Raw genomic sequence first — 26,669 nt, 5'->3', positions numbered from 1 at the left:
CTGGCCTGTAGCGCTGATCTGTTGAACTGGGCTGTTGAACCGGTGGGCGTGCTAGCTGCCCGTCGAACGATAGTGCCGGAGTCCGAGTCGCCAGATGAACAACGACAGGATGAAGTAAAGCAGGCCGAACATGGGAGCCGTGTATTGAAATGCGAGTGACGTACCGAGCGGATCTGGCCGGCCAAGGATGGCGAGGACCGGGAAATAGGTCACGCAGCCCATGGGGATCACCATGGTGAAGAACCGGCGGAACCAGGCTCTGTAAATGGACAAGGGGTATTTCGAAGCCTCGATGCCCCCGTAGGTCAATACGTTCATGAGCTCGAGGGTCTCCGTGGTCCAGAAAGACACCGTGCCGATGTTGATAAAAAGCCCCAGGAAGAAACAGGCGCCGCAAATCACCGTTACCGCTGTCAACGCCACTGTCGCGGCCGACCATTCGATGTCCAGGAAGAGTGTCGCCCAGAGCAGGACGCCGCCGCCCTGGATGAACCGGCCGAGCCGCTTCAACGTGAATTCCTGCCCGATCAGCTGGAGCACGGTGCTCCGGGGCCGGAGCAGCATGCGGTCGAACTCGCCGGTGCGGACCAGTTGGCCCACGTGGTCGAAACCTCGGGATAACGCATCGGTGAAGGCAAAGGCCACGTTGACGATCCCGTAGAAGAAGGCGACTTCGGCGAGCGACCACTGGACAAGGCTGCCGAAACGGTCGAACAGGGCCAGAATGCCGATGAACTCCACCCCCGTGCCGAGCAGTTGCCCCACCGTGCCCAGCAGGAACGAAACACGGTACTGCATCTGGCCCCGCAGGGAGATGCTCACGTAGTGGGTGTACAGGGCAAGCGGGTTCGCCATGCCTCAACCCCCCTGAACGACCAGCCGGCGGGTTGCTCTCGAGAGCAACCACGCGCCGAATGCGACCAGGATAACGATCCAGACCAGCTGGTGAACAAGCACGGCCCAGGCTTCCGTGACCGGGATATGGCCCATGTACAGCCTGAACGGCGCGTCGCAGATACCGCGGAACGGCAGGATTTCGAGTATGCGCTGCGCCCAGTCGGGGAAGAGCGGTAGGGGGATGACCATCCCCGCCAACAGATAGATGACCGGTGAAACCAGAAAGGCCACGCCTTCCCCTGAAATCGTCCACATCAGCGTGATGGACAGGATCACGGTAAGGGCCGTACTGAGCAGTACCGCGCCGAGGGTCGCCGCAAGCCAGAAAACCAGGGCTTCGGGCGAGGTGGGAGCCTGCATCCCGAAAAACAGCAACGCGAGGATCGCAAGCGGGATGGAACGCATGAACGTCGGCGCGATCCGGAATGCCAGCGACCGGGAAAACCAGTACGTGTAGAGGTTTACCGGCCGGACGAGTTCATAGGCCACGGTACCCGAACGCACCATGGCGCGGATTTCCGTGTCGGGATTCCACGGCAGCAGGCCGAGCAGCGCCTGGCCCAGCCATACATAGGTCACCACGTCCTCGAGGTGCATGGGCTGGGGGGCGTTCGTGGACCGGTAGAACGCTTCCATGGCCATGACGCGGATCGCGCCCCAGCCGATCTGCGTGACGAACCCGGCAATGGCCGCGGCCCGGTACTGGAGGATCATGCGGAACCGGGCGGACAGCACGGCGGTGTATGGGAGGATGAACGGCTGGATCATACCTGTTCTGATTTCAACGGAGTTCGTGATCGTCGTACAACCGGGAAATGATCTCCTCGATCGGGGGATTCTCGACGTAGAGATCCTTGATGCTGTACTTCGCCGTAATCCGGCTGACCAGGGCCGCAGTCTGCACACGGTCCGGATCGAACTGCAGGTGGACGCGGTTTCCGCTTCGCGAGATGAAGGTAACGTCCGGATCCTCAATCTTCCGGCCATCGTCAAGCAGATCGATGATGAGACGACGCTCCCGGGTCACCCGGGCGCGCAGGTCGTTCAGTGTGCTGTCGGACAGGATGCGACCGTGACCGATCACCATCACCCGTTCGCACAAGGCCTCGATATCGTCCATGTCGTGGGTGGTCAGCACGACGGTAACGCCCCGTTCCCGGTTCAGTCGCTTGATGAAATCCCGTACAGCGAGCTTCGAAACGGCATCCAGGCCGATGGTGGGCTCGTCAAGGAAAAGCACCGAAGGTGCGTGCAGGAGGGCCGCGGCCAGGTCGCACCGCATGCGTTGCCCGAGACTGAGTTGGCGTACCGGGACATCGTACAGGGGTTCCAGGTCCATGAGCGACGCGAGTTCATCCCTGGCCTGTTCGTATTCCCTTCCGCCAACCCTGTAGATATCCCGAAGCAGGTCGAAGGATTCGATCACGGGCAGGTCCCACCACAACTGGGTCCGCTGGCCGAACACCACGCCGATGTTGGCCGCGTTGGCGATCCGGTCCCTCCACGGGATGCGTCCGTCGATCGCGCACTGACCCGAATCGGGCACCAGGATGCCGGAGAGGACTTTTACCGTGGTGGACTTGCCCGCCCCGTTAGGACCGATATAGCCCACCAGTTCTCCCTGCGCCAGTTCGAAGGAGACGCGGTCAAGGGCCTTGATCGTCCGGTATTCACGGCGAAGGACGCCCTGGAAGGCGCCCCAGAGCCCGGACCGGCGCTGGGCGATACGGAAGGTCTTGACGATGTCATCGACGAGGATATGCGGCACGGTCATCACCTCGGTAACATGTGGCTTTAAGCGCTGTACGGTCCAGGACGTACGGTACGCTGCGCACATGGCTGTACGGAAATGGGAGGGCCGGGCTAGCCGGCTTCGGAGCACGTGGAAAGATGCTCCGTACTCAGACCGCCGCGGACAAGGGACTCCCAGCACCGGATCGGGGAGTCGCCGAGAACCTCAAGCAGGCCTGCCCGCAGTCGCTCGAGGGAGGCGGGTGCCGGCTCACGGGTTTCCAGGTTCGCCAGGCGACCGAGGGCATCCATCGCCAGTCCCACGCAGATGACGTTTTTGTCGCAGCGCACTACCGTGATCAGGACATTGATCGTGGCATCAAGGGCGTTGCCCGCCAGGTGAGCTCCGTGGGAACAGAGGATGACCATGGACCAGAGGGCGTTCTCCCGTACCGCCGATCGCACCGGCTCGAATCGGTCCAGCCCCATATCGACGCCGTTTCCTTCGCAGACGTCGCACTCGTCGGTGGGCCGCGCAAACTTGATGCTCCGCTTCTGGGCCAGATCCATGCTTAGCCGGTTCTCCTCCCGTTCGAGGCTGAGGATGAGCGCTTCGAGACAGTCCGGGATCAGGGCAACGCCATTACCCGTCCCCGCGGCGCGGCGTCCCAGGCACCCCAGAGTACCCGCGGCAACGGCGCGGACGTAAACAGAGGGATCATGATGGAGGAGCGAAGCGGCGGATTCCAATACTTCGCCGGTGAGCGGCGCGCAGTCACCCAAACCGTAAACCCCCGCCTTCCTTACCCATTTGACGGGAGAGGCCGTGGCTTCAAGGAAGGTATCCGTGGCCTGCTCGCCGACGGCGACCAGGCCGTACGTCGCCGCCCGGCGGACGCTTTCCCGGTGGCTGTAGAGCGCTGCCCCGAGATGCTTCACGGCCAGGGCGTCGTCCCCGAGCGAGGCGAACTTGTAGGCGGCGCCGATGCGCCGGGGCTCCGCTTCGTCCCCCGCCGCGTGCAACTGTTCGTGCAGGTCCCGTGCGTCGGCATCGCGTTCCGTCGAGGAGAGCGCGCTGGTTTCAGGCCGTGGCGGCGGCGTCCGCCCCGTCCGCATCCAGTGACTATGATAGCGCCAGACCACGATCGTGTCGTCGTCCGCCTCCCGCAGGTCAACCCCGGTCAGGGGATCGACACCTAGATCGCGCCAGGCGATTTCTTCGGGCTCACTCCCAGCGACCCCGTCCGGTTCGGTGGTCCGATAGATCCAGAATCGCCACATGAAGCGGGGATGATCATCCCACAGGCGCCAGTCGTCTCTCCGGTGATTCCCCCGGTGGAACGTGTTGTGGGAATAGAACAGTACGCTCCCCGCCCGCAGCGGCGCCGCTTCAAAGGGCGCTACCAGCGGCCACCGGGTGTTGGTTACCGCTTCCCTCATCCGGACGTCATGGGCCGTTCGCCGATTGACGACATCTTCCCAGTCGTATTCGGAATCGGGACCGCTGACCGGGACGCCTTCCAGGCCACTGATCTGGTATTCGAAATCCAGGTGGTCGGCGCCGGCGAAGTTGTCGTGGTTTTCTTCGTGATTGAAGGTCCAGTAGTGGGAATAGGGTATGGTGGCCGTGGGCCCCATGACTTCGGTCACGTCCTGGGGATAGTACAGCATTTCGATTTGCACGGCTTGGTGGTGGCGCTGCTTGCGGGCGTTGTAGGGCCCGTTGTCGTCCTTGTGCCAGTGCTGGTCCCGGGCACCGCTCGCGAAGGAGGCATTGTGGGTAAAGGGCACAATGGCCCAGTTGCGGCCCACGATCCGGTTGCAGGCATCGACCACGCCCGGGGCGTTGATGACCTTGAGAACGTCCGGTATGCCGCCGGGCGTCACCGGCTTTCTGGCCAGGTAGGCCTGCTTTTCCTGGCTGTATATTCGATGATGTATCTCTTCGGGGATGCCGAGGCCTTCCGGCGGAAGGGCGACAATGCCGCGGCTGGCGAAATCCCGGACAAGGTTGGCTGGTTCGGTGTAAGGCAGCGAAGCATAGGTTTTCGTAGCCACGATCAGCGCTGTCTTTCCCGTGCGGCTTCAAATTCTCGCGTGATGTGCCGCGATGTCCGACGTTATGGTCGCATGGTACTGCGACGATACCCGCCCGATGAATTTCTTCGAGTCGATGGAATCTACAATTGAACGGGAAGGCCGTCAAACCTGAAATTGACGCGGAGACGGCGACGGTTCACTCGTGCTGCAGCGCGTCCACGGGATCGGTATGGGCGGCGCCGACGGCTCTGTAGCTTACCGTAAGCATCGTGACGGTTATGGCCAGTGCCGCCGCCAGTACGAAGATCCCGAGCGAAAGGTCCGTACTGTAAGCGAAGCCGTCGAGCCAGTCGCTCATCATGAAATAAGCGATGGGCCAGGCAATGAGGTTCGCGTACACGACCAGTCTGACGTACTCTTTCGAAAGCAGCGCGACGATGCTGGAAACGGATGCGCCCAGCACTTTCCGCACGCCGATTTCCCGGGTTCGCTGCTCCGCCGTGAAGGAGGCCAGCCCCAGCAGACCAAGGCACGCGATGAAAACGGCCAGGATGGAGAAACTTCGGAAGATGCGCCCCTGCCGCGCTTCATTCTGATACAGGCGGTTGAAGTCCTCGTCAAGAAACGAATACGTGAACGAATCATCCGGATAGATCTCGCGCCAGTTGCTTTCCAGGAATCCCATCGTTCCGGCCACGTCATCCGGGGCAATCCGTATGGCGAGATAGTGGAGCGGGTCCGGGCCGGGCGCCAGCTGCAGCATCATCGGTTCGATGCCGCTGTGCAGCGACCGCACGTGGAAGTCCCTTACGACACCGATGACCCGGCCGTCCTTGAAGTTCCCCAGGCGGATTTTCTTGTCGAGCGGAGCGCCTTCCCAGCCGAGCCAGTTCACGGCGGCCTCGTTGATGACGAACGCCTGCAGCGTATCCGTGGGGAAGGATCTGGAAAAATCCCGTCCCGCCGTGAGTTCGATGCCCATCGTGCGGATGAAGTCGTGATCGATCCACATGTTGTTGATGCGGACCAGTTCCTCGTCCGGGGCGCCGTCCGGGGTAAAGAGGATGTCGTTCACCAGGCCGCCCGGCATTTCGTTTGCCACCGTAACGCCTAGAACGTTGGGGGAGTGGGCGATCTTGTCCTTGTAGGCGTTGTATATCAGGCGCTGCCTCGGATCTCCGAGGGGCATGACCACCAGCTGTGCTTTGTCGAACCCCAGGTGCTTATCCTGCACGAACCGCATCTGGTCCGCCACTACGCCCGTGCCGATGATGAACACGACCGATATCACGAATTGCAGCACGACCAGTATCTTCCGCAGGTTCGTATTCACCGCGCCCGCCCGGGAGGAGCCCTTCAGCACGGAGACAGGCTGGAACGAAGACAGGAACAGCGCCGGGTAGCTGCCGGCCAGCGCGCCGGCCAGCGCCACGATCCCGATCAGGCCGAATGCCATACTGATATCGTCGAAGGCAAAGACCAGGTCCTTGCCGGCCAGGGCGTTGAACGCGGGGAGAAACGCATAGACCAGGCCCGTGGCCACGACCAGGGAAAGCACCGCCATGATCGTGGATTCGCCCATGAACTGACCAATCAACTGAACGCGGAACGCCCCCAGTACCTTGCGGATGCCTACTTCCCGGGCCCGGCCGGCGGAGCGGGCCGTCGCCAGGTTCATGAAATTGATGCAGGCGATCAACAGGAGAAAGAACGCGACGGCCGAGAAGATGTAGATATAGGCGATATCGCTGTTCGTGCCCAGTTCCCCGTCGAGGTCCGAATGCAGGTGAATGCTGGTCAACGGCTGAAGGACGGCTTCGAGTTGGGCGTTGAGCTGATTCAGGACCGGCCCGTAGCGCGATTCGATGAACTCCGCAAGTTTCGGATCGAGAGACTCGGGCGGGTAACCGTCGGCAAGCAGGAGATAGGTATACAGGTCCGGCACGAAGTTCTGCGTGTTCCTTCCGTAATCCGTTCCTCCGTAGATGGGGTTGACGTTGAGTGTTTCGAAGGACCCCAGGAAGCCGAAGGTCATATGGGAATTGCGCGGCACGTCTTCCATTACGCCCGTAACGGTCAGGTCGTAGGTGTTATCGAGCCGGATCACCTTGCCCAGGGCTTCGTCGCTTCCGAAGTACCGGGTCGCCGTGGTTTCGGTCAGAACCACGGTATTGGGGGCGTTCAGGGCCGTGTTCGCGTCGCCGCGTATCAGTCTGAATTCGAACAAATCCAGTATGCCTGGATCCGCGAAGTAGAAACCCGGTTCGTTGAACCGTTTGTTGCCTTCCACGTAGGTGACCTGCCAGGAGACCAGCGGGGTTTTTAAGCGGGTGAATCCTTCGACTTCCGGGAAAGCGTCGGTCAGCATCCAGCCCCATGCCGTCGGGCTCCGTGCGGTTCGGGTTTCCGCCCTGTCCACGGTTTTGATCGACATGGCGAGCCGGTAGATCCGGTCGTGACGCGACGCATATCGGTCATAACCGAGTTCGTCCTGAATGTACAGCAGGATCAGGATGCAACATGTCATCCCGATGGCGAGACCCAGGACGTTGATTGCGGCGTATCCCTTGTGGCGCAAGGTGTTACGATAGACTATCGTGAGATAGTTCCGGAACATGATCGTATTGTACTCCAGCGTAGGTGGGCTACGGGTTGAACGGGCTCGTCATTGAATGACCGGGTATGCTTTCGACGTGCGCGATCGGCCGTACTTGAAAGCTGATGTCGATAGTTTCGACTCGACCGGCTGGAGAAAGGTTGCAGTGGAAGAAGGTTTCAGGTCCCGCGGCGTTTGGGAGAGCTGTTGTCACCGCGATGGGAGTCGACCGGCTTCGGCGCGCAGACGGATGCGGTTCGCCGGGTCAGGCTGGCTTACCGGCCGGTTACAATGCTGGAGATTCTTTGTACTATGGATAGTGCCGAGGGACAGAGTCGAACTGTCGACACATGGATTTTCAGTCCACTGCTCTACCGCCTGAGCTACCTCGGCAGCCTTGCTTTGCAAAGCCTGTCAAAATTAGCGGCGCACACCCTGAATGTCAATAGAAATAACCTCGGGAATCGCCGCATCGCCCGACTAATCACGCGTATCCGGCACGGCCCGCGTTCTGGCGGCGTTGGCCGAACTCCCGGACCGGTTCGCTCTCTGGCGGTGTTGACCGAACTCCCGGCCTGGCCGGTCACGGGGGAATGGGGGAGACAGGTTACGGACTTCGGCTACTTTCCTTCGACCGTGCTGTCGTCGAAATGGAGCATGAATTCGATGTAATCGAGCTCCCGGTCGATACCCTGTCTTTTGGTGACGATCGTATTGGTGGCCAGGTAGTGCGCCAGGCCGCGGAACTGCTGACGGACGCGCAGGAGGCGGTTTCGGAGATAAGGCGCGTTGGGGTTGTCCCTGGGGATGGCGAGGATCTGGGCGTGCAATGCGTTGATCCGCGTGTCGGTATCTTCCAGCGGGATACGGACCTCGTCGATATAATCCTGGTCGTGGCATTCGCCGCAGGGCGCGGTCATAGACACCATGTCGATATGGACCTCCCGGACGTCGTGGCTGTTGTGGCAGGTGACGCAGCCGGGTTCGAAGTCATTGGCTTCGAACAGGTCCCCATGGGCGCTTTCCCAGAAGCTTTCCAGCGCCTCCGGGTGGCAGCGCCCGCAGTCCTCCGGAATGGCCTCGGGCAGCGGCGCGTCCATGAACCCGTTCTGCTCTCCCATGGCCACCGTGAGAATGGTGCTGGTGGGATCGCCTCCGTGGCAGGTGTCGCAGAAGACGCCGCGCCAGGCGTGTATGCTGCCCTGCCATTCCGCCACCGGTTTCGCGAGGGGTTCGCCCAGCCGCTGATGGCAGAGGGCGCAGTTGTCGGTCATGCGCGTATCGAGCTTGCGCCAGCTTGTCACGGGAGAGTCGGGGGTTCGTTGACCGCGGGCAGCAGGCAGGGTGACCGCCAGCATGACGATCAGGACGATGGCGGCCCGAATCAGGTAAATCACCAGGTACGTGTTCCTTGTTGCATTATGTGACGCATTGGACTTGCATTATGTAACGCACTGGAGGCTCCGCCGGCAAACGCTGTAATATACACCGCCGCGGCGCCGACACTTCAACAATTATTGTAACGGACGGTGTTGCACCAATCAAGCATTAACCCTTCGAATGCCGGGGAGAATTCCCTTTACACCGGTCCCCGGACTTCTATCTTCTACCTGTGCTCGAGTCGGGCATGTAACTGTCGAAACACATCAATCCAATCCGGGGAAATCGCATGAGACTGGTTCAATTCTACGAACCCGGCCAGGAATCCGGCGTGGGCATCGTCCAGGACGATCATATCATCGACCTTACCGAGATCATGCCGGAAGTGGAAACCGTCAACGAGTTGATGCACGTGGCCGGCGCGGCGCGCCTCTCCCTGGCGGCGCTGGTCGATCGCGCAGTGAACGACTACGACGGACAACTGGCGGGATTTACCTACGAATCGCTGGATGTGGCGCCGGACGTGGGCTTCCCGCACCTGATGGTACCGCTTTTTTCTCCCGAAGTGTGGGGGTTCGGCGTGACCTACAAGCGCAGCGCCGAGTTCAGGGACGATGACGCTCAACAGACCATCTACGACCAGGTATACAACTCCGACCGGCCGGAATCGTTCTTCAAGGCCACCGCCTCCCGCTGCTCGGGCCCCAACGCGCCGATCTGCGTACGCGGCGATTCTAAGTTTACGGCCACCGAGCCGGAACTCGCCTACGTGCTGGGCGACGAGGGTGAAATCGTGGGCTATACCCTGTGCAACGATGTTTCGGCCTGGGATATCGAGAAGGAAAACCCCCTGTATCTGAACCAGTCCAAGATCTACCAGGGATGCTGCGCGCTCGGCCCTACGCTCGTCACGGCGGACGCGATCGACGATCCTTACGATATTGACATCCGATGCCGGATTCTCCGGGACGACGCCGTCGTTTTCGAGGGGGAGGCCAACACCTCTCAGCTGGCGCGCAGTTTTGACGAACTGAACGAATATCTGTACCGGGATAATCTCATTCCGTCGGGCACGGTCGTCTCCACGGGCACGGGCATCATCGTGCCGAACGACCTCGGCCTGCGGGAAGGCGACATCGTGGTCATTTCGTCGCCGGAGATCGGCGTGCTTTCCAATCCCGTACAGCAGTTGTAACCGCGGGGATACCGCTATGGCGCGACAAAACCAGGGACTCAATCGCCATCAGAAGGCCTGGCGGAAGCCGGGCGAAGAGCGCGTGAGCAGGGAAGAAATCGGCGAGCTCCTGCTCCTGTCCGAGAGCGCCGATCCCGAGGACCGGATCGTCGCCGCCACTTATATGTGCCCGTGTCACGTCCGCCACCGCAACGAGGAGGTCTGGCAGGCGCTCTACCGGATGATGGAAGATGAAGACGCCCGCGTCCGGCGCCGCGCCTGGCATACGCTGGAAGACGGCGGGTGTCCCACCGATCCGGCCTTCGAACCCATCGTCAGGCGCGCGCTGGACTCCGAAACCGACCGTCAGGTGCTCGGTTTCGCGCGAAGGTTCGCCGAACCGTTTCTGGAGAACGACGTGGTCTCCCTGAAGCGCGCGGAGCGTCCGGCGGGGAATCGGAAAGGCAAATGCGACTTCTGCGGCAGGACCGGGGTGCCGGTCACCAGGGACTACAACACGGAAATCCCGGCGGGAGGGGTGACCCGCGCCGCCTGGATCTGCGACGACTGTTCGTCTGAAGGATTCCGGCCCTGAGAACCTCCTCTGAAACACGTACCCTGCAAGGCTAATCCTTGAAAGGCGAACCGGTTCATCCAAACATGACACACTACGAGATCGCCGTGATCGGCGGGGACGGCGTCGGCCCCGAAGTCATTGAGGAAGGCATACGGGTGCTCGAAGCGCTGGGCGACCCGGCTTTCCGTTTCACCCGTCTGGACTGGAGTTCGGATCGCTACAAGCGCACGGGAAGGTTCATTCCCGAGGGCGGCCTGGAAGAACTGACGTCCTTCGACGCCATATTCTTCGGCGCGGTAGGCGACGCGGAAGTCCAGGACTACATCACCCTGAACAACCTGATTCTCCCCATACGCCGGCGGTATGATCAGTACGCCTGCGTTCGGCCCGCCTATCTCTACGAAGGGGTCCGCTCTCCCCTCGCCGGACAGGGCCCGGGCGACATAGACCTGGTCGTCATCCGGGAGAACACCGAGGGGGAATACGCGGATATCGGCGGCCGGGTGTATCACCAGACCGACCAGGAAGTCGCGGTCCAGACGTCCGTCTTCACCCGGCACGGCACCGAACGCATCATCCGTTACGCCTTCGAAGAAGCACGCCGGCGCGGGGGCAGGCGCAAGGTCACTTCCATCACGAAGTCGAACGCCCAGGGCTATGGCATGGTTTTCTGGGACGAGGTGTTCGAGCACGTGAAAGACGCGTACCCGGATATCGAGACCGAATCCCTGCTGATCGACGCGGCGGCCATGGACTTCGTGCGCAGGCCCCAGGATTTCGACGTGGTGGTGGCATCGAACCTGTTCGGCGACATCCTCACCGATATCTCGGCGATTACCATCGGCAGCATGGGCCTGGCGCCCAGCGCGAATCTCAACCCGGAACGCATACACCCCTCCATGTTCGAGCCGGTCCACGGCTCGGCCTTCGAACTCATCGGCAAGAGCCAGGTCAATCCCCTGGCCACGATCCTGGCGGCGGCCATGATGGTCGAGTTTCTGGGCCGGGAGGAAGCGGGAGCGGCCATACGAAGGGCCGTGGCGGAGAACCTGCGTGAAGGCCGGTTGCGGACGCCCGACACCGGCGGTTCGTCGAGTACCGTTGAAGTGGGGAGTGATATCGTCCGGCGCCTGGAGCACCGGTAGGACTGCCCGGTCCGGGTTCTCGCGGCCCGGTGGCCGCGGCCTTCACACGAGGCTTAGTTCACCCATGATCCGGCGCAGCGCTTGGCGTTGTTCTTCGGTCATGGGCGTACCCGGAGGCCGTGCCGCACCGCATTCGATCCCCAGCCGCTCGCCGAGCGCGGCCTTGGCAACGGAATGGAATTCTCCGCCGCACGCGCCAAGAGCTTCCCAAAGGCGGCTCGCGCGATCCTGCGCGGTTTCCGCCCGCTGGAGGTCGCCCGCCCGGTAGGCCTTCCAGATTTCCACCCAGTATTCCGGCGCTATGACAGGCGGACCGTCGACGCAGCCCACCGCTCCGATCGTCAGGGCGGGCAGCATCAACTGGTGATTGCCGACCAGGCAGCTCAGGCCCATGGCCGCAAAGGTCCTTACGTTGGGGAAAACAGGTGAAGAGTGCTTTAGTCCACGCAACTGCGGCACCCGGTCTTGGATCCGGCGCATCAGTTCCGGGGTGATCTCCACGCCCGTGGACTGGGGCAGATTGTAGACGAAGAGAGGCAGGTCCGCGGCAGCAGCCACAATACGGTAATGCTCGGCGATCGCCTGATGCGTTCGTCCGTAGAAGAAGGGCGGCACGCAGCAAATGGCCTCTACGCCGGCGTGGGCGGCATGTTCGGCAAGACGGGCCGCCCTTTCCGTGGTCGCGGCGCCGACGTGCATGATGTTGTTTACGCGGCCCCGGGACTGGTCCGCCGCCGCCGAGGCGATCCGCATGTTCTCCTCGTCGCTGAGCAGTATGCTTTCCCCCGTGCCGCCGGCGACCCAGAATCCATGGACGCCGGCCGCTATGTTGAATTCCATGACCTTGCGGAACGCTTCCTCGTGGAAGGCGCCGTCGCTGGTCATCGGGGTGATGATGGCAGGCAGAATACCTTCAAATGCGGACATGGAATGCGCTCCTTCCACGCTGGTCGACACGGTACACGGATCCGGTTGTTTCCAGGCGCCGGCCCCCTATGAAGTTATGTTGAAAGTGCAAAAACGGAAGGGTTAAATCAACCTTCCCGATTCGACAAATTGCTTGACATCATGCGTGTAATCCGTTGTTATGTAACGGATCATTCCCGTGTGAAGCAAGCCAGGATCCCTGCTTCACCCCTCGAACTGCCCGGCGTGGTCGACATGGCCGTGCCGGTCCGGATTGCGGGCTCCTGCTACCTGATAGATCGGGATTCGTGCCGTATGACCACGCAGAACAGACTGGCACGCGAATACGACAAGTTCCTCGACTGCGTACACTGCGGTCTGTGCCTGCCGGCCTGCCCGACGTATTCGGAACTCGGCCTCGAAATGGATTCCCCCCGGGGCCGCATCCACCTGATGCGGGCCTATGCGGACGGGCGCATAGCACTCACGGACAATTTCGAGACGCACATTGACCAGTGCCTGAACTGCCGGGCGTGTGAAACGGCCTGTCCCGCGGGCGTCCACTACGGCAGCCTGGTAGAGGCGGCACGCGCCGAGATCATCGAAAAGCGTCCCCGGTCCGCTTCCGACAGGGCGCTCAGGTGGCTCGTTTTTGAAAAGCTGTTGCCGTCGCGTTTCAAGCTATCCGCCGTTTTTCTTCCCATGCGTATTTACCAGCTGACGGGGCTGCAGTGGCTGGTTCGCAGGCTGGGATTGACGAAACTGCTTCCGTCCCGCCTGCGCGACATGGAATCCATGATGCCTTCCCTGCCCGGTTCGTCATTGAAGGGTCAACTGAAGCCCTTCATGCCGGCCCGCGGAGAGGCGGCCTACCGCGTGGGCATGGTAACGGGTTGCGTGATGAACGAGATGTTCACCCACGTAAACGTCGCCACGGCGCGCGTGTTGAACGAAAACGGATGCGACGTCGTGATTCCCCGTCAACAGACCTGCTGCGGTGCGCTTCAGGTACACAGCGGGGAACACGGTACCGCGCAGACGCTCGCCCGGAAGAACATTGACGCTTTCCAAGACGCGAAAGTGGATGCCGTCATCATCAACGCCGCGGGTTGCGGGGCCCAGTTGAAAGAGTACGGAGACCTTCTTGCCGGCGATCCGGTGTACCGGGACCGCGCCCTTACATTTTCCGACATGGTAAAGGACGTGCACGAGTTTCTTGCCGAGATACCGGCCAAAGCGGAGATGGGTACCGTCGCCGTACGGGTCGCCTATCACGACGCCTGCCATCTCGCCCACGGGCAGCGCGTCCGCGATCAGCCCCGTGACCTGCTGAGCCGAATACCCGGTCTGGAACTCGTTGAACTGGAGGAATCGGACTGGTGTTGCGGGAGCGCGGGGGTGTACAATATCACTCATCCCGACATGGCGGACAGGCTGCTTGCCCGGAAAATGGGTCACGTCAGGCAGGCGCAACCCGACGTGGTGGCGACCGGAAACCCGGGATGCATATTGCAGATTCAGCATGGTATACGCCGGGAGGGACGGGAAATCGAGGTCCTGCATCCCGTGGAGCTGCTCGACCGCGCCTATCGAACCAGGCGCGAAGAAAAGGAAACAGGACAACCTGCGGAAACCACCGGCGGGTCGTAGATGATCGACCAGGCCGGGTTGCGATCAAACGTGGCGGGACCCCGATGCGGAAGGTGAATGAACATGCCGATATTCGAGTATTACTGCGTGAAGTGTGATGAAGACTTCGAAGTGCTCGTAAAGAACGCGGAAACTTCGGAAAACATCGCCTGCCCCGCGTGCTCGGAAAACGAAGTCGTCAAGAAGTTTTCCGCCTTTTCCACCGCAGTATCGGCGAAAGACGCACCGGCGGCAACGGCATCCGTGTCCTCCGCCCCATGCGGACCTGCCTGCGGATGCCATCATTGACTCCATGTAGACCGGATCGCATGAGGTCCAGCCAATCTGACAGGCCGGCACAGGACGGGCAGCCAGCCGTTGTCCGGAACGGAAGACGCATGCAAATCGAATTGAAAGTCGGACGTATCGGATCTGAAATCGATACCACCGTAGTCATCGGGTTGTTCAAAGAGGACAAACTCGCGGAAGGCGACTCCCTCGCCATGGAATCCGCTCTTCGCCGTTATCTGCGCGAAATACTGGCGATGGGGGATTTCAAGGGGAATGGCGAGGAAGTCACGGTACTGTATCCAAGAGGCCTGGCGCCTCCCGGCCGGGTTATCCTGGTCGGGCTCGGAAGCCGGGATGTATTCGATCCGGAATCGGCCCGGCGCGCTTCGGGCATCGCCGTAAAAAAGGCCATGAAACTCGGCGTGACGGAACTTTCGACGGCCATACACGGGCTGGACGTCCAGGGCCTTCTCCCTGAAGACTGCGCGCAGGCGGTTGTAGAAGGGTTGTTGCTGGGCGCCTACAGATATGATGATTTCAAGACCGATGGATCTGATGGATCCAGTCTCGAGAGCCTGACGGTTCTGATCCAGCAACGCGCGCAGGCCCGTGACATCAGGGGCGGGATCGAAGCCGGGCGAGTAACCGCCGCGGGTACGATTCTGGCGCGGGATCTGTCCAATGCGCCCGGAAACGCACTGCCGCCGCGCAAGCTGGCCGCCGCCGCCCGTCGAATGGCGTCTGATACCGGCCTGACCTGCCGGATCCTGACCCGAAAGCAAATCGAAAAAGAAGGCATGGGCGCTCTGATCGCCGTCAACGCCGGCAGTGAGGAACCTCCGCGTTTCATCGTGCTGGAGTACGGCGAACCTGCCGACGGCCGGGATACCCTCGTGTTCATCGGAAAAGGCATCACTTTCGACAGCGGGGGGATATCCATCAAGCCGAGCGGTGGCATGGAAGACATGAAACACGACATGTCGGGAGCGGCGGCCGTGATCGGCGCCATGCATTCGATCGGCATGCTGAAACCGTCCGTCCACGTGGTCGGACTCATTCCGGCCACCGAAAACCTGCCGGACGGCAGGGCGTTGAAGCCCGGCGACGTCATTACGACCCTCTCACGGAAGACAATCGAAGTCATCAACACGGACGCCGAAGGGCGCCTCGTATTGGCCGATGCCCTGGGATTCGCGGAACGGTACGAGCCGGCGGCCGTGATCGATCTCGCCACGTTGACGGGGGCCTGCGTCGTGGCCCTCGGCCACGCCGCGTCCGGGATGATGGGCAACGACGAAACGTTGCTGGACCGGGTTCGCTTGGCCGGCGAGGTCACAGGTGAGCGGGTGTGGCCGCTGCCGCTGTGGAAGGAATATCACGATCAGATCAAGAGCCATATCGCCGACGTCAAGAATACCGGCGGCCGATGGGGGGGCGCCCTGACCGCCGGCGCCTTTTTGCAGAAGTTCGTCGATCGCCCCTGGGTGCACCTCGACATCGCGGGCACGGCCTACACGGAATCGACCAGGGCCTATTGTCCGAAAGGAGCCACGGGCGTGGGGGTGCGGCTGCTGCTTCAACTGGTAAAGGACTGGAAGAGCTGATCCATGCGCATCGTACAACTCTCCGACCCCCATATCGTTCCAGCGGCGCAACAGCCCGTACACGGCCAGGACACCCTGGGACGACTTCAGGCCGCCATAGATGCGGTAAACCGGCTTAGCCCCGCACCCGATCTCGTCGTCATGACGGGCGATCAGAGCAATGATGGGTCCGAAGCATCCTACCTGACGCTGAAAAACACCCTTGCCAGCCTTCGCTTTCCCTGTTTCATGGCCATGGGCAATCACGATTACAGTCCGGTTTTCCGCCGGGTCATGCTGGACGAAACCGCCGCGAATCCGGCCCCGTATTATTACGCGCTGGACCGGTGTGGCCACCGGATAATCGTGCTCGATACCTACGAAGAGGGGGAGGTGGAGGGAAGACTGGACGATGTTCAACTGGACTGGTTGGAACAGGAGCTGTCGTACGATTTGCCTGCCACTGTATGCATGCACCACCCGCCGGTACCGGTGGGCGTCGCGTGGATGGATAAGCTGATTCTGAAGGATGGCGGCCGGTTTCTTCGGATATGCAACGCCCATGCTTCGTTGCGGCTGATTCTGTGCGGTCACCTCCACTACGACTTTCGCATCGAACTGGATCATGCGACGGTCCTTATCGCTCCGAGCGTGGGTCTGCAGTTCCGCAAGGACCCCGTGGTCAAGCCGGACGGCACCCGCGTCATCGCGACGGACGAACCCGCGGCGTTTCGAATCGTCGATTTGTGCGGGTCTGAATGGAACACATCGATACACCGACTCCCCTTGTAACTGACGCCCTACCGGCCCGAGTACATGTTAATCGACGATCTGAAGGAAATACAGGCGCGTCACGGCTATCTGCCCGAAGAGGAATTGAAATCCCTTTCGGAACGCAAGGGCATTCCCCTCTACGAAGCTCATGGCGTGGCCAGTTTCTATCCCCATTTCCGGCTGCAGCCGCCTCCCGAAGCCACGCTTCGGGTCTGCACCGACCTTTCCTGCCATCTCCACGGTGCCCGCGACGTGCTGGAAACGCTTCGGGAAACCGTGGACTACGCCGGACTGGACGAGTGGGACGTATCCGAAACGTCCTGTCTCGGACAGTGCGACGGCGCGCCGGTGGTCTCCATCAACGATCGCAGCTACCGGAGCATGGCGGAAAACCGGCTCGGCGCCTATGTCGCGAGGCTGGCCGAGGACGGCCGGGTTGCCCGCCAGCTTGTACGGCGGCTCGCCGCCCCCGGGTTTATCGATCCCTACGACCATCCCCTGGCCGCCGAGTCCCTGAAACAGTGGATTTCAGGTGGAGATGCAGGCCGGCTCGTGCAGACCATCAAAGACAGTGGGTTGCGCGGGATGGGCGGTGCCGGATTCCCGACTGGCGTCAAGTGGGACCTGGTCCGAGAAACAGCATCGGCGGTCAAGTACGCGATCTGCAACGCGGATGAGAGCGAACCCGGCACGTTCAAGGACCGGGAGATACTGTATCACTATCCCCATCTCGTCATCGAGGGCATGATCCTGGGCGGCCTTGCCGTCGGCGCGTGCCAGGGCTACCTGTTCCTGCGACACGAATACGACCGGGAGCGCGAGGTCCTCGCACGGACCATCAGGGCGTTCTACTCGGCCGGATACCTTGGTGATGATATCCTGAACACGGATCGGTCTTTCCACCTGGAGATATTCGACAGCCCCGGCGGATACATCTGCGGTGAAGAGACGGCCCTGCTGGAAGCGATGGAGGGCAAACGGGCCGAGCCCCGGAACAAGCCGCCGTTTCCGGGTACCCACGGGCTGCACGGCCGGCCCACGCTGATCAACAACGTCGAGACCTTCGCCTGGGTGCCCGCCATACTGCAACGCGGCGCGGACTGGTTCAAGTCCCAGGGGGTGAACGGCGCTTCGGGACGCAAGTACATCGCCCTCAGCGGTCATGTCGAAAAACCGGGGGTCTACGAAATCCCGCTCGGGACGCGGGTAAGCGATCTCATCAATGACTTCGGCGGGGGCGTTTCCGGAGGGCGGAAACTGAAAGCCTTTGCGCCGGGCGGGGCATCTTCGGGTTTCCTGCCCGCGTCCATGGCGGATGTGCCGCTCGACTTCAGACCGCTGTCGGAAGCGGGCTCCATGCTGGGATCCGGCGCCGTCGTTGTCGTGGCCGAAGGCGCGGACATGGCGGATCTGGCCCGCAACGTGGTCACCTTCTTCCGCAACGAGTCCTGCGGCAAGTGCGTTCCCTGCCGAACCGGCACGGCCTATCTGGTCCAGCTGCTGGATACCGTCCTGGAGGAAGATGCCCGGGCCGATACGCTGGCGCCTGTGGCGGACGTTGCCGAAGCGATGGAGCTCACCTCCATCTGCGGTCTGGGCCAGGCCGCTGCGCTCCCGCTCACCTCGGCGCTCAGGCACTTCTCAAACGAATTCGAAACACCCCGCCGGCATGCGGCGAACCGTCATGGGGAGGAAGACAGGGGCGGTTCGGATGAGTAGTGGGAACGTCACGCTGACGATCGACGGCAGGAGCGTTACCGCGCCGGGAGGCGCCACGATCTGGGAAGCGGCCCGGTCAGCCGGCATCGACATTCCCACCCTGTGCCACGATCCCAAACTGCGACCGGTCGCCGTGTGCCGCGTGTGCGCGGTCGACGTCGATAACTCCCGCACGCTGCCGGCGGCCTGTATCCGCCAGGTCGAAGAAGGCATGGTGGTACGCACCGATACGGAGCGGGTACTTCGCACGCGCCGTACCCTGGTGGAACTGCTGGAGGCCGGACAACCCCCCGAGGAGAAACGGCGCAGACCACCGGCACAGGACGAACTTGCCCGACTGGGCAGACTGCTGCAGTCGGATCCGTCACGGTATGCCTCGACATGTTCGAACTCGTTAGTCGAGCACGACCTGTCCTCGCCCGTCATCGCGGTGGATCACAACGCCTGCATCCTGTGCGACCGGTGTATCCGCGCCTGCGACGATGTCCAGGTAAACGACGTCATCGGCCGTGCCGGCAAGGGATGCCATACCCGCATCGCCTTCGATAACGACCTCCCCATGGGGAACTCCTCCTGCGTTTCCTGCGGCGAGTGCGTGGCCGCGTGCCCCACCTCTGCCCTGACGGATATCTCCCTCGTCGAGACAGGCCGCGGGATCGCGGAAACCGCCGGTCCACCCCGGGGCCGGGTCGACGCCGCCGATGGCGTTTCGACCAGCGCGCACGATGGCGGGCAGCCCGCTGAGGCGGTGTGCCGGCATGAAACCGTACCGAGGAAAATCGACTCGGTCTGTCCCTATTGCGGGGTAGGATGTGGGATTTCGTACCATGTACAGAACAATCGAATCGTACAGGTGACGGGGCGGGAAGATACCCACACCGAAGGCCGGCTGTGTGTCAAGGGAAGATATGGCTACGACTACACCCACCATCCGCAGCGGCTCCTGAAACCCCTCATCAGGCGGGAAGACGCCTATCCGAAGCGGCCGCTTTCGGCGGACTTCCAGGATTACCGGGAGTTCCGGCGCTCGCTGCGGTCACCGGAATGGAACGATCGCATCCGGGAAGTGTTCCGTGAGGCCGAATGGGACGAGGCGCTGGACCTGGCGGCCCGCCGTTTGCTGGGAATCAAGCAAAAGCAGGGGCCGGGCGCGCTGGCCGGCTTCGGGTCGGCCAAGGTGACCAACGAAGAAGCCTACCTTTTTCAAAAGCTGGTACGCGTGGTCTTCGGTACCAACAACGTAGATCACTGCACGCGCCTCTGTCACGCCTCCTCCGTGGCGGCCCTCACCGAGGCCATCGGGAGCGGGGCGGTCTCGAACGCCTTTCAGGAAGTCCTTGAAACCGACGTCATCTTCGTGGTTGGTTCCAATACGGAAGACAACCATCCCGTCGCCGCTACCTACATGAAACAAGCCGTCGACCGCGGTGCCAGGATGATTGTCCTCGATCCCAGGCGGCCGACCATCGCCGACCACGCCACACGGTACGTACGGTTCAAGCCCGGCACGGACATTGCGTTGCTCAACGGACTGATGCACGTGATTCTGCGTGAAGGGTTGCAGGACCGGGAATTTATCGCGGCCCGGACGGAACACTTCGATGCGCTCGAACCGGCCCTGCGGTCCTATACGCCCGAACTGGTTTCGCAGATCACCGGCGTTCCCGCCCCGGTAATCGAAGAGATCGCCGTCGAGTACGGTCGCGCGCGGCAGGCCATGATCTTCTGGGGCATGGGGATCAGCCAGCATGTCAATGGTACGGACAATGCCCGGGCACTCATCTCGCTTTGCCTGATGACCGGAAACATCGGACGCCCGGGCACGGGGCTCCATCCGCTGCGGGGACAGAACAACGTGCAGGGCGCCTCCGACGTGGGACTGATTCCGCGGTTCTATCCGGGCTACCAGCCTGCGGACGATCCGGACGTGCGGAAGCATTTCGAGCAGGCATGGGATACGCGTCTCGACCCGCGTTCGGGCCTGACGGTCGTGGAAATCATGCATGCCGCCCTCGACGGCCGCATCGCGGGCATGCTCATGATGGGGGAGAACCCCTTTCTTTCCGACCCGAACATGAACAAGGTCCGGAAAGCCCTGCAGAGTCTGTCGTTTCTCGTCGTGCAGGATATCTTCCTGACGGAGACCGCGGAGTTCGCGGACGTGATCCTGCCCGCTTCCACCGCGGCGGAGAAGCGGGGAACCTACGTCAACACGAACCGCATGGTGCAGATCGGAAGACAGGCGCTGGATCCGCCCGGCGAAGCCCGCCTGGACGGAGACATCCTGATCGACCTCGCCAACCGGATGATCCGCATGGAGCAGGGCGAGAACGGTCCACGCTGGGACTACGGCGGTCCGGAGGCGGTGTGGGATGAAATCGTCTCGGTGACGCCGATTTTCAACGGCATCACCTACGAAGCGATGGAGCAGGAAACCGTGGTATGGCCCCTGGAAGAGCCGGTCCTCTTTACCGACACCTTTCCCAGCGGCAGGGGCAGATTCACCCCCGTATCCTTTGCCCCGCCGGACGAACTGCCGGACGAAGAGTATCCCTTCGTCCTGAATACGGGCCGCGTCCTGGAGCACTGGCACACGGGCACCATGACCCGCCGCGCCCGGGCCCTCGACGTCATATCCCCGGAACCCTTCGTGGAGATGACGCCTCGGGACATCGAACGCCTGGGCTGTGAAGACGGTGCCCTGGTGGTCGTCTCCTCTCGCCGCGGCGCCATCACCCTGAAATCGAAGTCGTCGACGCGCGTGGCCGACGGCAACGTTTTCATCCCCTTCCATTTCAAGGAAGCCGCCGCCAATATCCTGACCAACGACGCCCTCGACCCCGACGGCAAGATCCCCGAATTCAAATACTGTGCGGTGGCCGTAAGGCCCGCGATATCAAGGATATAAGGGATTCTCTCCAGACGCAGTTGATGCCTTCCTCCACGATTCCGCCCTCCCTCTTCCGAAAAACTCGTCGTGTCGGGTACCTGACCCGGAGACACGACTTTGAAACTCTTTCGGTCCGCCGCTCGTAGTGGTGTTATGAACTCGACCGCAGGCAGCCGGCGCGCACCAGATCGGGATTTCGACAAGACCCACCGGACGCATTACCGGCGGATTCTCGCACTCTGTCGATATCTATTGAAGTCTATCGATGATGCCGAGGACGCGGCACAGGAAGTCTTCTTTCGCGCCTACCTGAAGCGTTCGACCGTCGACAGTTCGAAGTCGTACCTGAACTGGCTTTTGAAAATAGCCACCAATCATTGTCTTGACCTGCTGCGTCGTCGTAGCAGCGAGACCAGGATCTATGAATCCATCGATCCCGACCGGATCGGTCCTTCCCGGGTATCCGAGGACACCCTCGATTTTCTGGTCCGGGCAGAAAAGGGCGAACGGGTGCGAGCGGCAATACAGTCGCTCTCCGACAAGTATCGCGTACCGCTCGTACTGGCCTATTACAACGAGTTCACCTACGAAGAAATCGGCGAAGCACTCGAACTGAACAGGAACACGGTAGCGACGCTGATTTTACGTGCCAAGCAACGATTGCGAGAGGAGCTGAGGGAGCTATGACGGACGAAAAGGTGAGCAAGGAGGCTTGTCCTTCTGAACTCACGACCTCGATGTATGCTGACGGCGAGTTATCCGGATCCGAAGCGCTCGAGTTCGAAGATCATCTGAGCCGCTGCCCGCGGTGCCGGGACCTTGTGCATGCATTGAAGACGGAGCGGGATGCGCTCGTTGGGGTATTGGGGAACACCGAAGCCTTCCTGGTGGAAACGAATCCTGCCCATGCTCCTTCTCCAATCCATGCCTTGATATTGATGGGACTGGTCACGGTATTCGCGGCTCTGCTAAGGATGGGACTTGGCTCGATAATGGCTTTGCAGTTGCCTTGGAGCATTGAGTGGCTCAGCCCTTTGGGCGTTACCGGACAACTGTCCCTGCTATTCAGCTCAGGGTTTTACTTCATCCAGGAAGGAGGCTCGATCATGGAATCTCTGGTCAGCAGTGCTGGTGTCGCGGCGTTTGCCATTATGCTGCTATGTACTGTATTCGTCCTGATACGAAGATTACCAGGAGCTTTGAAGTTACTCGGGTGCCTGGTCTTGGCAGTGGGGTTGTCTGCTCCGGCGGAGGCCATGGAAACACGTTCCGGCGAAAACATCTCCATAGAATCGGACGAAATCATTGACGACACGCTCATTGTCTTCGGTCGCACGGCCCGAATCGACGGCGTGGTGACCGGGGACCTGATCGTGTTCGCCCAGTCGGTCGAAATCGTGGGTGCCGTCCATGGCGATGTGTATTCCTTCGGGAGGGCCATCGAAATTGATGGCGATGTGGGAGGCGGAATCGCAGCGTTCGGACAGGTGATTCGCATTGGAGATACAGTCGGTCAGAGCATCTATGGATTCGCCCAGTCGATTCTCTCCAGACGGGACGCATCAATCGGGGGGGACTTGTTCGCATTTGCAGAAGATGTCAACGTCGGCGGATCGGTCGGCCGCAACGTGACGGCGTTCGGTAACACCCTTACGGTAACGGGCGAGGTGAAGCGGGACGTTACTTTCTTTGGTAGTCTGGCGGCCGTTCATTCGTCTGCGTCGATCGGCGGGAATCTCGACGTCGAGCTGCCGGCCGGGGAGAATCTGCAGATGGATTCCGCCGCTTCTGTTGTCGGCGAAACGATCGTCGACGTTCCCGAACCGGATCGGGATGAGGGCGAACTACTGTCGGTCTGGACTTTCGTGCGCATGGCCCTGTGGCTGGCCGCGGCATTCATATCGGGCATGCTTCTGCTCCGGGCGCTTCCGGCGCTGCGCCGCGTGCCACTCGACGGCCTGGGCGAAATGGCGCTGTCTGCGGGGGTCGGAGCCCTGGTCCTCATAGTGATGCCGGTTGCGGCGGTCCTGCTCTGCGTGACGCTCATCGGTCTGCCGGCCGGACTCGTAATGGCTGCCGTCTGGGCATTGGGCCTGTACGTGTCCAAGATCGTCGTGGCGCACTTCCTGGGAAGCGCGTTGCTGCGGCCGAAACAGCAGGATACGGGTTCCATGGCCCTGTCGTTGCTCGTCGGGCTGGTCCTGGTGCTGATCGCCGTGAGCCTTCCCTATGTCGGTTGGGCTATTAATATGCTGATGATCATCATCGGTACGGGTGCGATCGGGCTGGTCCTCTTCAGATCCGTCAGGAACCGCGCAGCCGTAGCCTGACGCCGGGAATGTGCTGACCCACCAAGGACGCCAGCCCGGTCGGCGAGTCTTTTCCGACGCCGACTCGAGTCGCGTAACCGACCGGCCCGGCCTCCCTGCGCTCGATTCATCGTTTGGGACGCGCACGGCGCCGCGGTATGTGTTCAGGACGCATCGTAACCCGCCCAGAAGGCCCGGCCCCACTCGCTGCAGGCATCATCCCAATCATCGCGCCATGCACGGAGCCGGTTCCGCAGGCCGTGCATACAGTCCGCATATGATGTGACCCCGGCCAGGTTGTGGCATTCCCAGGGGTCCTGCGACAGGTCGAACAACTGCGTGGTACGGCGTCCGTCGACCACGTACTCGATCAGTTTGAACCGTTCGTCCTTCACCATGCGCTGCCATTGCCGGTAGGCGCCGAACAGCGTGTCCCGCGGGCGCGCGCCGGGGTCGTCGAGCGCGGGCGCGAGGCTCGTTCCTTCCACGGAACCGGGCGTATCGATGCCAATCAGGTCGCACAGGGTGGGAAAGATGTCGAGCAGATACGCGTAAGCGCTCCGCCGGACACCGCGGGTGATGCCCGGACCGGAGAACACCAGGGGCACGCGAATGCTGTGGTCGTACAGGTTCTGCTTTCCGAAAAGTCCATGCTGGCCGACCGCCAGTCCGTTGTCCCCGGCGAAGACCACGATGGTGTCATCCGCCTTTCCGGACGCTTCCAGCGCGTCCAGAATCCTCCCCACCTGGGCGTCGAGATGGGTAATCATCGCATAGTATTCCGCGATATGGCGCCGTGTCCTGTCCGGGTCGCGGGGAAAGTCCTCGAGCAATTCGTCCCGTACTTTCAGATCGCCGTTGTCGAAGGGATGGCCGCCCATGAAGTTGTCCGGTAGCGGCACTTCCGCCGGATCGTACAAATCCAGGTATGCGCCCGGCATCGTCCGCGGATCGTGCGGGGCCATGAACGAGACGTACGTGAAGAAGGGATCGTCGGCGTCGTACCCTTTCAGCCATTCAGCGGCGCAATCGGCGAATAGCTCGCTGGAATGTCTGCCCGCGTGTATGTGATCCCCGTTCCGTATCTTCAACGCATTCGATCGAAAGGCATCCGGACACTGCGGAAGCGTTCCATCGTATCTGCCCTCCGAATCGTAGTCGAAGACGGGCACGTTCCAGTGGTCGTCCATGCCCCCGAAGAAGATATTCGCGCCATCAGAAAAGCTGCGGCCGAAGGACGAGGCGCCGTTATGCCATTTCCCCGTGCCCCAGGTACGGTAGCCGAGTGATTGCAGGTATTCCCCGAGCATCACGTGTTCCGGGGGTATATCCGCGCCGGCTCCGTCGAGATGAAACAGGGTTCGGCCCGTGTGGAGCATCGCGCGGCTGGGCATGCATACCGCGGCCGAGGTGCCCCCGGGGATGTGTGCGTGGGTAAACGTTGTGCCCCGGGACACCAACCGGTCCAGTGCCGGCGTTCGCACGCACGGGTTGCCGAGAGCCCCGATCGTATCGAAACGCTGGTCGTCTGTGAAAAGGAACAGGACGTTGGGCGGTTTGCGTGACAAGATGTTCCGTCCTCCATGAGGCCATCACACCATCATCCCATAACACCCGAATCAAGAAGAAATGGAAATGCTTGAGGACGATGTGATGAATCAACGGGCATTCGCAGGCTGGTCAGGTATTCAGTCAATAAAGTTGGCTCTGCCCGGCAAAGTCAAGACGCTCGAACTCCAGACGCAACGATCGTGGTTTGCGCTACCAGTGCTTCGAACGCACCGTTATATTGTACGCTCGTTCAGGTTCGGTCAACTCCATGGCTAGCTAATCGTACTCGCCGGTCTGCCGCCGCAGGTCCGATTCGAAAAGCAGGTTGCCTATCAAAGGCGTCAAACCTTACCAGATTCGTGTGGACGACGTGGACGTGGACGTCTATCGGAAACGGATCAGGCACTTGTACCTCAGGGTAGGCTTTCCTGGCGGACGCGTGAGGGTTTCCGCGCCGCTCCACCTGGACGATGAATCGATCCGGAAAGCCGTGGTCAGGCGGATGTCGTGGATCCGGCGGCAACAGGAAAGACAGCGCAGCCGCGGGCCCGAACCCGACTACCATCTCGTTACCGGTGAACGGCATTACGTAGAAGGGTTGAGCGTCCCGCTCAATGTCACGGCCTTTGACGGTCCGCCCGCCGTCTACCTGCTGGGCGAATCCACCCTCGAGATGCGGATCCGTCCGGATACCGGCCTGCCGGAGCGCCGGACCCTGCTCGCCCGGTGGTACCGCGAGCGACTGAAGTCCAGGGTGCCCGCGATGATAGCGGCGTGGGAACCGGTAATGGGAGTCGAGGTGGCGGAATGGCGCATCCGGAAGATGAAGACCCGCTGGGGAACCTGCAATTGCCGGGCTCGTCGGATCTGGTTGAACCTGGAACTGGCCAAGAAACCCGCACGATGCCTCGAGTACGTGATCGTCCATGAAATGGCACACCTGATCGAACCATCGCACAACCGGCGGTTCTGGGGTATCCTCGACAAACTGATGCCGGACTGGCGAGCGCACCGGGAAGAACTGAACCGGTTCCCGGATACGGGACATGCCGGGTGAATATGGGGTGGCGCGCTGTTTTCTGCCCTCCCGACCGCTCCCAGAATTACCTTGTGTACCGGTGCCCTACCGCCTATTTTCTGACCGGCGTTCTAAGTCGGCCGTCAAGCCGCGGCAGCGCGTCTTACGGTCGCCGGCAGGTGTTGCGCGTAGCCTGGTCCGCGGATCGCGGTCTGGTGGTTCGTTGAATCATGCAGCAACGGGTGGGTTGAATGAAGTTCAAGCCCTTCGACGGAAAGATGGCATACCCCGCCATGGAGGAGCGCATTCTCGCATGGTGGGAGGATCGTCGAATCTTCGATAAACTACGCGCACAATTGGCGGATCGTCCCTCGTGGTCCTTCATCGACGGTCCGATCACCGCCAACAACGCCATGGGCGTCCACCATGCCTGGGGCCGCACCTACAAGGACATGTACT

21 protein-coding genes and 1 tRNA gene are annotated in these 26,669 nt (G+C 61.6%); 13 read left to right on the top strand and 9 right to left on the bottom strand.

Annotated elements, in window-relative coordinates; translation table 11 throughout:
• Positions 1 to 51 precede the first annotated feature (51 nt).
• The 7 genes from OXG98_12285 to OXG98_12255 all read right to left on the bottom strand — a co-directional run bounded on the left by OXG98_12285 (position 52) and on the right by OXG98_12255 (position 8,661).
• Complete coding sequence (locus tag OXG98_12285; GenBank protein ID MCY3772779.1) at positions 52 to 855, bottom strand: ABC-2 family transporter protein; 804 nt, start codon at positions 853 to 855, stop codon at positions 52 to 54.
• A 3-nt stretch (positions 856 to 858) separates the two neighbouring features.
• Complete coding sequence (locus OXG98_12280; GenBank protein MCY3772778.1) at positions 859 to 1,665, bottom strand: ABC-2 family transporter protein; 807 nt, start codon at positions 1,663 to 1,665, stop codon at positions 859 to 861.
• A 13-nt stretch (positions 1,666 to 1,678) separates the two neighbouring features.
• Complete coding sequence (locus tag OXG98_12275) at positions 1,679 to 2,665, bottom strand: ATP-binding cassette domain-containing protein (protein MCY3772777.1); 987 nt, start codon at positions 2,663 to 2,665, stop codon at positions 1,679 to 1,681.
• Between the two features lie 95 nt (positions 2,666 to 2,760).
• On the bottom strand, positions 2,761 to 4,686 hold the full coding sequence (locus OXG98_12270) for a phytanoyl-CoA dioxygenase family protein (GenBank protein ID MCY3772776.1): 1,926 nt from the start codon (positions 4,684 to 4,686) through the stop codon (positions 2,761 to 2,763).
• A gap of 178 nt (positions 4,687 to 4,864) precedes the next feature.
• Positions 4,865 to 7,285 (bottom strand): ABC transporter permease, encoded by a 2,421-nt coding sequence (locus OXG98_12265; protein MCY3772775.1) that lies wholly within the window; start codon positions 7,283 to 7,285, stop codon positions 4,865 to 4,867.
• Between the two features lie 299 nt (positions 7,286 to 7,584).
• A tRNA-Phe gene (locus tag OXG98_12260) sits at positions 7,585 to 7,657 on the bottom strand.
• Between the two features lie 227 nt (positions 7,658 to 7,884).
• Complete coding sequence (locus tag OXG98_12255; protein ID MCY3772774.1) at positions 7,885 to 8,661, bottom strand: cytochrome c3 family protein; 777 nt, start codon at positions 8,659 to 8,661, stop codon at positions 7,885 to 7,887.
• Positions 8,662 to 8,933: 272 nt separating this feature from the next.
• On the opposite strand from OXG98_12255, the gene OXG98_12250 reads away from it, so the two are divergent.
• From OXG98_12250 to OXG98_12240, 3 genes are all read left to right on the top strand, one after another.
• Positions 8,934 to 9,839: a fumarylacetoacetate hydrolase family protein gene (locus tag OXG98_12250; GenBank protein ID MCY3772773.1), complete on the top strand. Its 906-nt coding sequence runs from the start codon at positions 8,934 to 8,936 to the stop codon at positions 9,837 to 9,839.
• 16 nt (positions 9,840 to 9,855) lie between these two features.
• Positions 9,856 to 10,413 (top strand): HEAT repeat domain-containing protein, encoded by a 558-nt coding sequence (locus tag OXG98_12245; protein MCY3772772.1) that lies wholly within the window; start codon positions 9,856 to 9,858, stop codon positions 10,411 to 10,413.
• 65 nt (positions 10,414 to 10,478) lie between these two features.
• On the top strand, positions 10,479 to 11,540 hold the full coding sequence (locus OXG98_12240) for an isocitrate/isopropylmalate family dehydrogenase (GenBank protein ID MCY3772771.1): 1,062 nt from the start codon (positions 10,479 to 10,481) through the stop codon (positions 11,538 to 11,540).
• Positions 11,541 to 11,582: 42 nt separating this feature from the next.
• On the opposite strand, the gene OXG98_12235 is transcribed toward OXG98_12240, so the two are convergent.
• On the bottom strand, positions 11,583 to 12,467 hold the full coding sequence (locus OXG98_12235) for a dihydrodipicolinate synthase family protein (GenBank protein MCY3772770.1): 885 nt from the start codon (positions 12,465 to 12,467) through the stop codon (positions 11,583 to 11,585).
• 180 nt (positions 12,468 to 12,647) lie between these two features.
• Between OXG98_12235 and OXG98_12230 the strand changes: the two genes are divergently transcribed.
• The 8 genes from OXG98_12230 (at position 12,648) to OXG98_12195 (ending at position 23,662) form a co-directional block, all read left to right on the top strand.
• On the top strand, positions 12,648 to 14,096 hold the full coding sequence (locus OXG98_12230; GenBank protein MCY3772769.1) for a heterodisulfide reductase-related iron-sulfur binding cluster: 1,449 nt from the start codon (positions 12,648 to 12,650) through the stop codon (positions 14,094 to 14,096).
• A gap of 63 nt (positions 14,097 to 14,159) precedes the next feature.
• Positions 14,160 to 14,384, top strand: coding sequence for a zinc ribbon domain-containing protein (locus tag OXG98_12225; GenBank protein MCY3772768.1), 225 nt, complete (start codon positions 14,160 to 14,162; stop codon positions 14,382 to 14,384).
• Between the two features lie 89 nt (positions 14,385 to 14,473).
• Positions 14,474 to 15,970 (top strand): leucyl aminopeptidase, encoded by a 1,497-nt coding sequence (locus OXG98_12220; protein MCY3772767.1) that lies wholly within the window; start codon positions 14,474 to 14,476, stop codon positions 15,968 to 15,970.
• Between the two features lie 3 nt (positions 15,971 to 15,973).
• Positions 15,974 to 16,741 (top strand): phosphodiesterase, encoded by a 768-nt coding sequence (locus OXG98_12215; GenBank protein MCY3772766.1) that lies wholly within the window; start codon positions 15,974 to 15,976, stop codon positions 16,739 to 16,741.
• A gap of 24 nt (positions 16,742 to 16,765) precedes the next feature.
• Positions 16,766 to 18,442 carry an NAD(P)H-dependent oxidoreductase subunit E gene (locus OXG98_12210; protein MCY3772765.1) on the top strand — a complete coding sequence of 559 codons (1,677 nt, stop codon included), beginning with the start codon at positions 16,766 to 16,768 and terminating at the stop codon, positions 18,440 to 18,442.
• Complete coding sequence (gene fdhF / locus OXG98_12205) at positions 18,435 to 21,350, top strand: formate dehydrogenase subunit alpha (protein MCY3772764.1); 2,916 nt, start codon at positions 18,435 to 18,437, stop codon at positions 21,348 to 21,350. Before OXG98_12210 ends, fdhF begins: the two co-directional genes overlap by 8 nt.
• A 135-nt stretch (positions 21,351 to 21,485) precedes the next feature.
• Positions 21,486 to 22,019: an RNA polymerase sigma factor gene (locus OXG98_12200; GenBank protein MCY3772763.1), complete on the top strand. Its 534-nt coding sequence runs from the start codon at positions 21,486 to 21,488 to the stop codon at positions 22,017 to 22,019.
• Positions 22,020 to 22,588: 569 nt separating this feature from the next.
• Complete coding sequence (locus OXG98_12195; protein ID MCY3772762.1) at positions 22,589 to 23,662, top strand: hypothetical protein; 1,074 nt, start codon at positions 22,589 to 22,591, stop codon at positions 23,660 to 23,662.
• Positions 23,663 to 23,805: 143 nt separating this feature from the next.
• On the opposite strand, the gene OXG98_12190 is transcribed toward OXG98_12195, so the two are convergent.
• Positions 23,806 to 25,209: a sulfatase-like hydrolase/transferase gene (locus OXG98_12190; GenBank protein MCY3772761.1), complete on the bottom strand. Its 1,404-nt coding sequence runs from the start codon at positions 25,207 to 25,209 to the stop codon at positions 23,806 to 23,808.
• A 308-nt stretch (positions 25,210 to 25,517) separates the two neighbouring features.
• Here OXG98_12190 and OXG98_12185 point away from each other — a divergent pair, with 308 nt between their 5' ends.
• Together OXG98_12185 and OXG98_12180 are read left to right on the top strand one after the other, a co-directional pair.
• Positions 25,518 to 26,249 carry a SprT family zinc-dependent metalloprotease gene (locus OXG98_12185; GenBank protein ID MCY3772760.1) on the top strand — a complete coding sequence of 244 codons (732 nt, stop codon included), beginning with the start codon at positions 25,518 to 25,520 and terminating at the stop codon, positions 26,247 to 26,249.
• A 212-nt stretch (positions 26,250 to 26,461) separates the two neighbouring features.
• Positions 26,462 to 26,669, top strand: a 208-nt coding sequence (locus OXG98_12180; GenBank protein MCY3772759.1) for a hypothetical protein, incomplete at its 3' end; no start/stop codon positions are given.

It is taken from the genome of Gemmatimonadota bacterium (assembly GCA_026706345.1).
In the GTDB taxonomy this organism is placed as follows: domain Bacteria; phylum JAAXHH01; class JAAXHH01; order JAAXHH01; family JAAXHH01; genus JAAXHH01.
This window is presented reverse-complemented; position numbering and strand designations above follow the sequence as displayed.